The following is a 12,266-nucleotide window of genomic DNA, read 5'->3' as shown; positions in this document are numbered from 1 at the left end:
CTGTTGAGACTAGCAAACAGATTATTTTTTAACTGATTGTAAGCATACTTTATTAAAGCCAGTTTGACTCACAAAAGCCATTCAAATCCCATTATTTTTTCTCAATGAGATCTAAATGGTTCCGAATAAGCGTTAATCTTCAGTTTCCAGTCTGGCAATCACCTGCTGCACTGTCGCCAAATCTGGGACGAACGCCCCACTTGCTAGTGAATGACCACCGCCATTAAAAGCTCTAGCCACACTATCGATAGGTCGCCGTTTGGACCGAAAATGGACCCGATAATCGCCGGTAGCCCGTTCAATAAAGATGACCCAAACTTGTACGGTCGTTAAGCTGCCGGGTAAGGCTTTAATCGCATCCGTTTCTGCCTCACTCACGCCGAGTTGGTGTAATTTTGCCTGTGACAACACAATATGTGCTAACCCCGTTGGACTGACCTGGAGCTGCTGCAACACATAACTCGTTAAACGGCCCACTGCCGGAGTTATTGCCATTTCTTGATAACTGACAGCAGCGATATCGACACCATGACTCGCCAAGGCAGCAGCAATCTTCAACGTCCGTGTCGTCGTTCCGGGGATTGAAAAACGCACTGTATCGCCAATCAGACCAGCATATAAAGCGGTGGCAGCGGCTGGCGTCATTTTTAGTTTGGCCGGAACCAGCGTCGTCAGCGCGTAGATCATTTCAGCGCAACTGGAGTAACTCTCATCTACCCAGTTCCAGGTCCCAAACGGCTCCCGGTTGGGATGATGATCGATTTTGTACACGGTCATGCCAGCCGGTAACTCACCCGCAATTCGACTCTGGTTAGCGCAATCCACGACAATGGCTAAATCTGAAGCCGTTGGGGCGACCGATTGTGGCAAAGTTTCGGGGTCACCAAGCCAATTTAACGGTGTTGGCACTGCGCCAACTGGAATGATTACTTTATTCGGCCAAGCTTTCTTCAAAATTAACGCCAACCCGTACTGGCTCCCAATCGCATCTGGATCAGGAGCGGTATGACGATAAATAAACAGCCGTTGATGGGGCTCAATTGCAGCAATGAGTTTAGTCGGCTGCATGTCTTGCCACCATCGAAAACGAAATAACTCCCTGCTCGCTCAGATAAGCCATGATTTGATCAACCGACTGCGTCAACGGCTGTTTTGACGTGTCAATTGTTATTTCTGGCTCAACTGGCGCTTCGTACGGTGCATCGATACCGGTAAAACCGGTGATTTCACCTCGGCGTGCCTTCGCATAAAGCTGTTTGACGTCACGTCCTTCACAAACTTCAATTGGGGTATCGACAAAAATTTCAATAAATTCAGTGGGTCCTAGTAGGGCTCGAACTTGATCACGATCCACCCGATATGGTGAAATAAACGCCGTCAATGTAATCGTGCCAGCGTCAACAAATAGCTTGGCCACTTCACCGATGCGGCGAATGTTTTCTTGCCGATCAGTTGCAGAAAAACCGAGATTGCTGTTCAAGCCAAATCGGATATTGTCGCCGTCCAAAACATAACTGCTGATACCAGTTTCATAGAGTCGTTTTTCAACCTCGTTAGCAATGGTCGACTTACCGGAACCCGATAAACCCGTAAACCAGAGAACGGCACTCCGGTGACCTAACAATTGCTGCCGTTCGGTTTTGCTAACTTTCGCGACTTGCCAAGTAATATTGTCAGATTTTGTCATATTTACACCTCCATTGATGCCCGCTTTTTCAAACCATCGATCAACACTTTAGCCACTTCTGGCCGTGAAACTTCCTTTGGCGGCACAATGCCATCACTCAGCATTTGTCGAACTTTAGTCCCACTTAACGAGATGTGATCAGCATCACCATGTGGGCAAGTCTTATGTGTCGCCATTGACCCACAAACTTTGCAATAAAAGGCATTATCAAATTTGAAGAAGTGCATCCCAAGTTCATCCTGAACCGACGTGATCAATTCTTGCGCCTCGTAAGTGCCATAGTAATCACCAACACCCGCATGATCGCGGCCAACAATGAAATCGGTACAACCATAATTTTTCCGCACGATTGCATGTAAAATAGCTTCTTTCGGGCCCGCGTAGCGCATTGCGGCAGGATAAATGACCAGTCGGACACGGTCAGCAGGATAATAAGCCTTCAAAATAGCTTCATAGCTTGCCATCCGGACATCCGCGGGAATATCATCGGCCTTCGTTTCACCAACCAACGGATTCAAAAATAACCCGTCAACATTTTCTAAGGCTAATTTTTGAATATATTCATGAGCGCGATGAATGGGGTTCCGAGTCTGAAAGCCGACGATGGTTTGCCAACCTAAATCATGGAACAACTTGCGCGTCGCCAGCGGTTCTAAGTAATAGGCGCTAAAATCACCATGGCTCGGCTGCTTTAAGAGCTTAACTTTGCCACCAAGATAGACGGCCCCATTTTCAAATAATCGTTTCACGCCTGGATGGGCCAATTCTGTCGTGCCATAGACGTTTTGCGCCTCTAACGTTTTATCCGGCGTATATTTATCCTCAAGCAGTAAGGTCCCATAAATGTCACCTTTTGCATCTCGCAGGGCAATTTTTTGATTCAGGTCAAACTTGGCAGCGGTCTCGGCAGCCACTGGCAACGTAATCGGAATCGACCAAAGCACCCCACTTTTGAGATGCATCGTTTTAACGACCGAATGATAATCATCACTAGTCATAAAGCCGGATAAGGGGCTGAAACCGCCGATGCCGATCAATTCCAAATCGGATAAATTCCAAGCGTTGATCGTCAAACTCGGAAGTTGCTCGGCCTCGGCCATTGTAGTTGCCGAAAAGTCTTTTAAATTAATTAACTGACCACCATGTGGCGTAATGCCGTATACTTTTTCCATTACTATCACCTATCTAATTTATAATTTTTTGAAAGTTTGTGGTTACGAATACATTGAGTGCCGCCTGCTGTGACTGCTCTTGTGCCGCGGCCTTGCAAGCAGTCGTGAGCGTCGTCGCCAGTTTTGACCAATCAATTGGTGTGGCTAATTCTTGCGTAGTTGTCGTCATTGTCAACGGGATTGCCGATGCAGTTTCTGATACAAACGCCTGTACTTTTTCAGCGGTGGCTTTTTCGGATAATTCCGAGTTCATCAAGAGTAAGTATGGGCGCGGCTGTACCGCTTGAATCGTCCGACAAAGTTGTCGAATGGCAGTTTTTTGCGCGATAGGGTCAGCAATCGTTGTGTAGTCATCGGCAATAATGAGGTTATGCGTCTCTGCACCAATTTCATCACTCACTGTTGTCAGCATCTCCACAATCTGACCTGAAGTGACGTCGCCGATGCCCCACAAGGCTTGTTTTTTCGCATTACGTCGCAAATAATTGTTCAGCTCTTCCTTGAGTTCAACCAACTGAAAATCTTTCGAATACGTGGCTAACAAAACTTGCCCACTGCTCAATTGTTGTCCAATCGCGATTGCCGCCTGGTGACCGGCATTTTTCGGAGTCTCATCAAATTGAACGCCAGCTGTCGTTAATTGTGACTTAACTTGATCAATCTCAACTTGCCGTGAGCCAAAGATATAAAATATCTTGTGATCAATTTGGGCATTAAAATCACGATACAAGGCACCATACGTCGTTAAGTAATCTTCAACCAAGCCATGAATTGCTTGATCAAACTGGTCAGAAGCAAAGAAGGCTTCATCGGCGGCCGCGTGTCGCGCCAATAAATACAAGGCTTTCACGTCCGTATCAACATCTGTACGCGTTTCAAAGTCAGCTAAGGATTCACCACTATCACTCTTTTGTAAATTTGGATCAATAAAATCATCGATTTGCGCTTGTAAGGCTGCTTCATCCTGTGGCCAAGGTAGGTCTAATTTCGTCGCGACACGATGTAGACTCGGCAAAGTTTGATTAAACAAGTCCTCATAAGTCAACAGGACTCGGTGGTCACGGTCAGTATCACAAAGCGATAATAATGTTCTAACTTGCCATTGCCGCAACGCTAAGATGTTATCGCGATGCCAAGCACGCTCATTGGAACTCACAACATCCAGTGGATTTCGCACCAGAATGATTTCAGCGGGTTCAACGTCAATATCAGCCAACACCGCTTGCCACAATTCAATGTAGTCATTCATCCGTGGATCCTTGATTGCCAAAAGTTGGTTCGTCGCAAAATAATTCTGCAAATAAGTCGTCAGCGCTTGGCGGTCCGCCTTGATCTTCGGACTGTCATAATAGCCCTCGTACGATGGCCGATAACGAAGCTTGCCTCCTAACGACTTATGAATTTTGATAATATCTTTATTTTCAAAATAGCCTTTGGGGTTGATGCGTTTACTGGGAGCGAGTAAATTATCGGTTCCCAGCGAAATCCCCATTAAATTAAGACATCTGGTTAAAACCGACGTGCCTGAACGACCACTGCCTAATATTAGGACCGCTTTTTTGGTCTGATGTTTGCCAAACAGTCGTTGAAAGATTCCTTGCGCCATTTTAGTCATCCTAGTTCATTATTTTTTGAAACAAGTTGCTTTGCCGGTGGGCTCAAGTAATAGCCTACCAAGAAGGTTGTGCAAAGCTATAACCAGTTCTGGAAAAAAATGTGATTAAATCGTGACTTTCACCTGCTTATCACTAGCTAGTCGTCGCAAGTGCGAGGTCATTTGTGGCACGTTTTTTAAAATTGTGAAGAGGCCTCCCTCATCCACGCGACGACCGGTTATCAGCTTAACTGCCATGGCCGACTAGCGAGCATGTGTTAAAATTCGATTTGTTGGTTAAGCTCGCTAATCATTTCTTTGAAAATTACATTGGCGGTTGAACTAAAAAATTTATTAACTTATTAGAATAGCCTGCCAATCATCGGTAAAGCGGTTACATGCGTGACAACAACTGTAACCCCAACATAATTAATTTAATTAAAAATGAGAATCTTGCGTTAATTATTAAAATTTGCTTTGACTAAATTGAAAATTGGTGGTACTTTTTAAGCATTCATAAAACAACAACGTGTAGATGAGGAAAGTAAGTTTTTGCTACTACGAAGTGAGCTTGGACTAGTGCGAACCAAGCAAGTGAGCAATTACCGAAAAATGGCCTCTAAACGGCACCACTGAGCAAATGCCAGGTGATGACAGCCAGCTACTGTTAACCAGCTACCGTATGAAACGTACGGGATAAGATCAATATCGTGAGGTGTTGATAAACTAAGGTGGTACCACGAACGGCAACTTCGTCCTTTTCAGGCGAAGTTGTCGTTTTTTTATCGTTGAAAATTCAGATTTGAAGATGAGGAGTGATCGGCATGACCGTTATTAGTAGTAATTTAGGATACCCACGTTTAGGGGAACATCGCGAGTGGAAACATTTATTGGAACATTATTGGCAACACAAGTTAAGTGATGCCGACTTCCATGCTAAATCAAAAGCACTGCGACTAGCTAATTTAAAAAAGGCCCAAGCATTGGGAATCGACTTAATTCCAGTAGCCGATAATTCCGATTATGATCACGTCTTAGACACTTTGGCCGCATTCGGCGCCATTCCGACCCGCTTCGGCCATTTCGACCAAGCCTTGAGCTTGCCAGAATATTATGCAATTGCCCGCGGCACGAAAACGGCGGTGGCCGCTGAAATGACGAAATGGTTCAATATCAACTACCATTACATCGTGCCAGAATTCGACGATGTCCAATTCAAATTACTAGACAATCGCTGGCTCCGTTACTATCAAGAAGCCAAAACTGAGCTTGGTATCGAAGGCAAGCCCGTCATTCTAGGACCGGTCTCCTTCTTAAAGCTTGGCAAACGGGATGGCCATTATTTAACCGCCGCCGACGTGGAAGCCTTATTGCCACAACTGTTACCACTCTATCAACAAGTCTTCGAAGAGTTAGCAGCTGCCGGCGCTACTTGGGTTCAACTCGACGAACCAGCGTTGGTGAAAACGACAACTAGTGACGAACTTGACCCCTACCGAAAAGCGCTCACTACCCTGCACGCTGCCGTTCCAGCCTTGAAAATTGAACTCCAAACTTACTTTGACAGCTTGGATTTATACGATGAAGTTGTCAAATTACCCGTTCAAGCGCTGGGCTTAGACCTAGTCCATGACCACGGCGAAAATTTAGCCCACTTGCGGACCAGCGGCTTCCCAAGCGACAAGATTCTCGCGGCTGGAATCATTGACGGCCACAACATCTGGGCCAGTGACTTAACCCAAAAGCTGCAACTGGTGACTGAGCTTAAAAACCTAGTAGCACCTGACCACTTGTGGTTACAGCCGGCTAATTCACTGTTACATGTGCCCATTACAACCGCCAACGAAACCAAAGCTGACCCAGTTCTATTGGGTGGACTCGCCTTCGCTGATCAAAAATTAGCGGAACTCACGGCTTTGACCACAGCCGCCAATCAAGGCATCGCCGCCGTACAAGCTGCCTTTAATCTTAATCAAAAAAATCTGGAGGCTTTGAACCACTCCACACACCGCAACAATGCGGCAGTGCGTACGGCTGAAGCTCAACTACCTGAACGGACTTTTGAACGGGCAGCGCCTTTCGCCACTCGGATTAAATTACAGCATGACCGCTTAAACCTGCCACTCTTACCGACAACGACGATTGGGAGTTTCCCACAAAGCCCAACTGTCCGCGCCAAACGCGCAGCCTGGCGCAAAGGCAACCTCTCCGATGCCGATTATCAAACTTTTCTCAAAGCAGAAACCGCCCGTTGGATCGACTTGCAAACCAAACTGGGCTTAGATGTCCTCGTCCATGGTGAATTTGAACGAACCGACATGGTCGAATACTTTGGTCAAAAACTAACTGGCTTCTATGCCACCCAAAATGGCTGGGTCCAATCCTATGGGTCGCGAGCGGTCCGGCCACCCGTTATCTTTGGGGACGTTGCTTATACCAAGCCGATCACCGTCGCGGAATCGGTTTACGCCCAAAGTTTGACTGATAAGCCGGTCAAAGGAATGCTAACGGCGCCCTTAACGATTATCAACTGGAGCTTCGTTCGCGATGATATCTCTAAAGCTCAAGTGCAAAATCAAATCGCACTCGCGCTCCGACAAGAAGTGCAGAACTTAGAAAAAGCCGGTATCAAAATTATCCAAGTCGACGAACCAGCCTTGCGTGAAGGCCTACCGCTGAAGCCACGCCACTGGCAAGCCTATTTAGATGAAGCCGTTTATTCATTTAAGATCACGACGACCGGCGTCGCCAATGACACGCAGATTCACACGCATATGTGCTATTCCAACTTCGGCGACATTATCGACACCATTAAGGCGCTCGATGCCGACGTCATTTCGATTGAGACTTCCCGTAGCCATGGTGAAATCATCGCCGCCTTCGAACAAACGGGTTACGACAAGGAAATTGGACTCGGTGTCTATGATATTCATAGTCCCCGCGTTCCAAGCGTCAACGAAATCGAAGCCAACATTCAACGCGGGTTGCGCGTCATTGACGCACGGCAATTCTGGATCAATCCCGATTGTGGGCTGAAGACCCGCCAAGAGTCCGAAACCTTGGCCGCTTTAAAGAACATGGTCGCTGCTCGCAACGCGATTCAAGCACAACTCAGCACACCGACCAACTAGGAGGCTTTGCGATGGATTTACGACAAGCTTTACAACAACGGGTGCTAGTCGCAGATGGCGCAATGGGCACCCTCCTCTACGGCAATTATGGTATTTCGTCGGCTTTTGAAAATTTAAACTTGACCCATCCTGACACGATTTTACGTGTCCATCAATCTTATATCGACGCCGGTGCAGATGTGATTCAAACCAACACCTATGCCGCCAATCGCTTAAAACTGACGCGCTATGACTTGCAAAAACAAGTCACCGCCATCAATCAAGCCGCCGTTAAAATTGCTGAACAAGCACGGGCACAAGCAGATCACCCTGTGTATATTTTAGGCACGATTGGCGGTTTAGCTGGCGACACGGATCAAACTGTCCTACAGGCCACTCCGGCTGAAATTGCAGCCAGCTTGACCGAACAGCTGACGGCGCTATTGGCAACTGGAAAACTCGATGGCATCCTACTAGAAACTTACTATGAATTACCCGAGTTACTCGCTGCCTTAAAAATCGTGCGCACTAAGACGGATTTACCGGTGATCACAAACGTGTCAATGCTCGCACCGGGTGTTTTGCGCGATGGCACAGCTTTTGGCGCTGCCCTGCGCCAACTGGCCGCCGCGGGTGCGACCGTGGTCGGCGCCAACTGTCGACTGGGACCATATTATCTGGCACAATCCTTTGAAAACTTGGCAATTCCCGCCAATGTAAAATTAGCCGTCTACCCAAACTCTGGTTTACCTGGAACTGATCAAGACGGTCACGTCGTTTACGATGGCGAGCCCAGTTATTTCGAAGACTATGCCGAACGCTTCCGGCAACTCGGCCTTAATTTAATTGGCGGTTGCTGTGGGACGACACCACTCCACACCGCCGCACTCGTTCGTGGCTTAGCTAGTCGCAGTATTGTCGGTCGCACCGGCAAAATTGCACCAGCGCAGCCGAAGCCACTGGCACAAACGCTTGGCCGCCATGCTTTTTTACAAAAGGTTGCCACGCAAAAAACGGCGCTAGTCGAACTCGACCCGCCGAAAGATTTTGAAACAGCTAAATTTTTTAAAGGGGCACAACGTTTGAAAGCAGCCGGTGTCGATGGCCTGACCCTTTCAGATAATTCCTTAGCCACCGTTCGCATCGCTAACGCCACGATTGCCGCGGAGCTCAAACTAGGCTATGGCATTACCCCCATCGTCCACTTGACGACCCGCGATCATAATCTGATTGGCTTGCAGTCAGAAATTATGGGCCTGCACAGCCTCGGCATCGAAGATATCCTCGCCGTTACTGGTGATCCAGCAAAACTGGGCGATTTCCCCGGAGCAACCTCCGTGGGTGATGTCCGTTCCGTGGAGCTCATCAAACTAATCAAACAATTTAACAGCGGCATCGGGCCGACCGGGAAATCCCTGAAGCAGGCCACCGACTTTCGCGTGGCCGGTGCCTTTAACCCGAATGCCTACCGGACCAACGTTTCGACCAAATCGATTGAACGAAAAATCAGTTACGGCTGTGACTATATTATTACACAACCCGTCTTTGATCTCGCAAACGTTACGGCTTTAGCGGACGCACTCACCGCCAATGACATTCATATTCCCGTATTTGTCGGCGTGATGCCGCTAGTCTCCAAACGCAATGCCGAATTCTTGCATCATGAAGTCCACGGCATCCGGTTGCCGAAAACGGTATTGGCACGGATGGCGCAGGCCGAGATCGATGGCAACGAACGCGCTGTCGGTATTCAAATTGCGAAAGAATTGATTGACGGTATCTGTACGCGCTTCAACGGCGTTCACATCGTTACCCCCTTCAATCGCTTTAAAACCGTGATTGAACTCGTTAATTACGTCCAAGCGAAAAATCTGATTCCAACCAAATAAAAACTTAACGCCCCCGCACAACACTTTCATGCTAAAATTAGACTCAAAGTGTTGACGGAGGCGTTTTTATGATTTTAAGTATTCATCTTGGGAGTTGGCTGTGGCTATTAGTCATGGTCATCGCTGGTCTGACACGGCATTCAGTCAAAGCGACCAACCGATATTTGATTTTAAGTCGGCTCGGCTACTTGCTGCTCATTATTAGCGGCGTTTATCTTAGCACCAAAACTTTCAGCGGAGCCTGGTTACTCACCTTACTAAAAGGCATCCTTGGTATTGGCACAATCGGGTTGATTGAAGTCGCCTTTGCTCGCAAACAAGAAAGTCGCCTCAGTCCCCAATTATTAAGTTTACTCTCCGCTGGACTAATTTTGACGATTGTCTGTGGCTTTAGCCTTCATTATTTATTAGCTGGTCATTGGTTCTAATCGTGACTAGTTATGGTCAAAAAAAGAGCCTGACAGCTCGTCAGACTCAGTCATTGCGATTGCTCAATCGTTTCATGAGATTACGCCGCATACGCATTTTTTGATTATGTTCCATGAAAATCAGTCGTGAAGTGACATAGTTGAACAAGCCGACCAGAACTTGATCGAGAATCTTAACTAGCATTGGTGCCCAAAATAACACTGAAATTCCCAGAAACATCAAGAACGTATCAAATAAATATGAGAGTCCGCGTGTCAGCATGAACCCCACAAATTCACGAAACAGCTGCCATGAATTAGTCGATTTAGAACGAAAAACGACCGCTTTATTCGCATAAAAACTAAATAAAGTTGCGAGAATCCACGCAATGGTATTTGAAAATAAATAATGCTCTAAGAGAACTGTATGTAACAGCCAAAAAGCGAGCACATTAATTATTGCGGCCATGAAGCCGAAAATTGCATATTTCCAAAAGTACCGGTATCGCCGATAAATTTTCATCAAGACTTGCACCGCTGCTCGCCGCCGTTTCTTCAAGATTATAAACAACCAGAAGTCATTTATGAAACATCATAACCCATTTAATAGCCGCCTGACAAGCGCAAAATTGGCGTTACGCTTAGGAGTCAATTATACTTAAACTAATCTGCACTTATTTTTGGAGTGAAACCATATGACACTTGTAACTATTTTAATTGGACTGGCTGCGATCAGTCTGATTTTATGTTTTATTTTAATCGCATTATTGGTGCGTATCCACCGTTTGAAACGGTCGGCCAAAGAACAAAGCACCCTCTTAAAGTCGATTCGGACGCGCCTCGTTCATCAAACCCTCGCCAATCAGAAACAAGATGCGACGTTAGCAACGCTGAAGGACGAAAACGACACTTATAAGGAAAAATTTTTGAAACCTGGTCCGAAACCAATCGATGTGCCACAAAATCGCCGCATTAACGCTAATTCACGGGCCATTTTCCGGTCATACGTCGTTGGCCTCGATTATTATCAAAAAGAATTTGAAGCAGCCTTGGCCGATGCTAGTCGTCGTGGTTACTTCAAACCTTATGATGATTATAATGATTCAGGACTGAAAGCTGACTACCTCTACGATAAGAAGTATCGCGTCGATTCCGATGCCAATATTGGTGAAGTCCAACTCGTTGAAGAGGTCGATGGCGCCAAACGCTCCGTACGGGTGGAATTAAAAGTCGCTAACCATGGCTATGTCATCGGCTATCTTCCTAAAAAACAAGTAAATGAAGCCTTTAACGTGATCGACATTTACGCCAACTCAGTGATGACGCTCTCCTCGAAGACGCGTCTCACTGGTGGTCAATGGAAGATGGCAATTGATGCCGTCGATGAAATGCAATATCTCAATGATCCCAACGCCCAAAACCGGACGTTGCCGGATTATGGCTCAATTGACACCCCATTGCAGATCAAGACCGGGCAAAAATCCTACTTCTTACAATTCACGCTTTATGAAATGGAAATTCCAACGAACCAAATTCCACTTTATAGTTTGATTGATACCGTCGATGGTCAACGTGGCACAGTCATTACCGTGGAAGCTGAACCGACCACTTATCTCGTTAATGTGGAGGCTGGCTCGAATGCTGGGCAAGAAATCAGCGTGACCCCAGCTCAAATTGATCGAATTATTTGGGTGCCTAATTGGAAATAAACGAGGTGTTAACATGCGAAAAATTTTACTCGCAGCCTTTTTAATTATTAGTATTTTCATCATGGCTGGGATTGACGCGACAATTATCCATCATGCCACCACGCCAAGCCTGTCACAGGAACAAACCGAATGACTGGAGGAACTCTAATGGTGAAGCGAACGATACTTCTCAGCTGTTTAGGGCTCACCCTATTACTCAGTGGCTGTGCCGCACAAGCCCAACCAAGCATTACCGCCAAAACGGCTAATCAAATTGCCACAGCTAATCGTCAAGCCGACGCAACCTCACGTGATAAAGCCAAGGACGCCAGCGCTGCCGCGCAGACCGGCAAACAGTATCAGGCTACTAACGACCATATTACTGGTGCCCCGCAAGCAATAAAAGCTGTTCAACAAGTCTTAAACAACCCAAAAGATACCGCGTTTAAAGCGATACCAGATGCCAATACCGATAGTCACGGACATCATTACTATCAAGTTGATGCTTTTAGTCAGACCGCATCACCAGCCCATAGCAACTTTTTACAAAGCTACTTTGTTTATCCAGACGGTTCCATTACAACTAAACAAGCCAATTAATATAAATGCTCGTTATCTAAAGTCAGCTTGGCTTTGATAACGAGCGTTTATGTTATGTCAGGTTTCAATCTCAAGTCTCGTCAACGCTGTTAAATCAATATCGATGTCACTTACAACTA

The 12,266-nt window shown here is 46.5% G+C and carries 10 protein-coding genes; 5 read left to right on the top strand and 5 right to left on the bottom strand.

Annotation, left to right across the window (positions count from 1 at the left end):
• Nucleotides 1–132: 132 nt before the first annotated feature.
• The 4 genes from FFM70_RS01830 to FFM70_RS01815 are packed head-to-tail and all read right to left on the bottom strand — an operon-like array spanning nucleotide 133 to nucleotide 4,465.
• Entirely contained in the window at nucleotides 133–1,068 is a 936-nt protein-coding gene (locus FFM70_RS01830) for a DHH family phosphoesterase (protein WP_137615155.1), read from the bottom strand.
• A complete protein-coding gene (gene cysC / locus FFM70_RS01825) occupies nucleotides 1,055–1,687 on the bottom strand; it encodes an adenylyl-sulfate kinase (RefSeq protein WP_137615154.1) in 633 nt (210 codons plus the stop codon). Before cysC ends, FFM70_RS01830 begins: the two co-directional genes overlap by 14 nt.
• Nucleotides 1,688–1,689: 2 nt before the next feature.
• Nucleotides 1,690–2,859 (bottom strand): sulfate adenylyltransferase, encoded by a 1,170-nt coding sequence (gene sat / locus FFM70_RS01820; protein WP_137615153.1) that lies wholly within the window; start codon nucleotides 2,857–2,859, stop codon nucleotides 1,690–1,692.
• Between the two features lie 13 nt (nucleotides 2,860–2,872).
• On the bottom strand, nucleotides 2,873–4,465 hold the full coding sequence (locus FFM70_RS01815; RefSeq protein ID WP_137615152.1) for a sulfotransferase family protein: 1,593 nt from the start codon (nucleotides 4,463–4,465) through the stop codon (nucleotides 2,873–2,875).
• Between the two features lie 812 nt (nucleotides 4,466–5,277).
• On the opposite strand from FFM70_RS01815, the gene metE reads away from it, so the two are divergent.
• The 3 genes from metE (at nucleotide 5,278) to FFM70_RS01800 (ending at nucleotide 9,880) form a co-directional block, all read left to right on the top strand.
• Nucleotides 5,278–7,584, top strand: coding sequence for a 5-methyltetrahydropteroyltriglutamate--homocysteine S-methyltransferase (metE, locus tag FFM70_RS01810; protein ID WP_137615151.1), 2,307 nt, complete (start codon nucleotides 5,278–5,280; stop codon nucleotides 7,582–7,584).
• A gap of 11 nt (nucleotides 7,585–7,595) precedes the next feature.
• Entirely contained in the window at nucleotides 7,596–9,452 is a 1,857-nt protein-coding gene (locus tag FFM70_RS01805) for a bifunctional homocysteine S-methyltransferase/methylenetetrahydrofolate reductase (RefSeq protein WP_137615150.1), read from the top strand.
• A 68-nt stretch (nucleotides 9,453–9,520) separates the two neighbouring features.
• Nucleotides 9,521–9,880, top strand: a complete 360-nt coding sequence (locus FFM70_RS01800) for a DUF1516 family protein (RefSeq protein WP_137615149.1) — start codon at nucleotides 9,521–9,523, stop codon at nucleotides 9,878–9,880.
• A 46-nt stretch (nucleotides 9,881–9,926) separates the two neighbouring features.
• Here FFM70_RS01800 and FFM70_RS01795 read toward each other — a convergent pair whose 3' ends face one another.
• The gene (locus tag FFM70_RS01795; RefSeq protein ID WP_223877411.1) at nucleotides 9,927–10,418 is read right to left on the bottom strand and encodes a GtrA family protein; all 492 of its coding nucleotides are present in this window, start codon (nucleotides 10,416–10,418) and stop codon (nucleotides 9,927–9,929) included.
• Nucleotides 10,419–10,554: 136 nt separating this feature from the next.
• On the opposite strand from FFM70_RS01795, the gene FFM70_RS01790 reads away from it, so the two are divergent.
• Both FFM70_RS01790 and FFM70_RS01785 read left to right on the top strand, forming a co-directional pair.
• Nucleotides 10,555–11,568, top strand: a complete 1,014-nt coding sequence (locus FFM70_RS01790) for a hypothetical protein (protein WP_137615148.1) — start codon at nucleotides 10,555–10,557, stop codon at nucleotides 11,566–11,568.
• A 147-nt stretch (nucleotides 11,569–11,715) separates the two neighbouring features.
• Nucleotides 11,716–12,147: a hypothetical protein gene (locus FFM70_RS01785; protein ID WP_223877410.1), complete on the top strand. Its 432-nt coding sequence runs from the start codon at nucleotides 11,716–11,718 to the stop codon at nucleotides 12,145–12,147.
• The last annotated feature ends 119 nt before the right edge of the window (nucleotides 12,148–12,266 follow it).

It is taken from the genome of Lactiplantibacillus nangangensis, assembly GCF_005405065.1.
Lineage (GTDB): Bacteria > Bacillota > Bacilli > Lactobacillales > Lactobacillaceae > Lactiplantibacillus > Lactiplantibacillus nangangensis.
The sequence above is the reverse complement of the archived record's forward strand: the minus strand, read 5'-3'. Positions and strand labels throughout refer to the sequence as shown.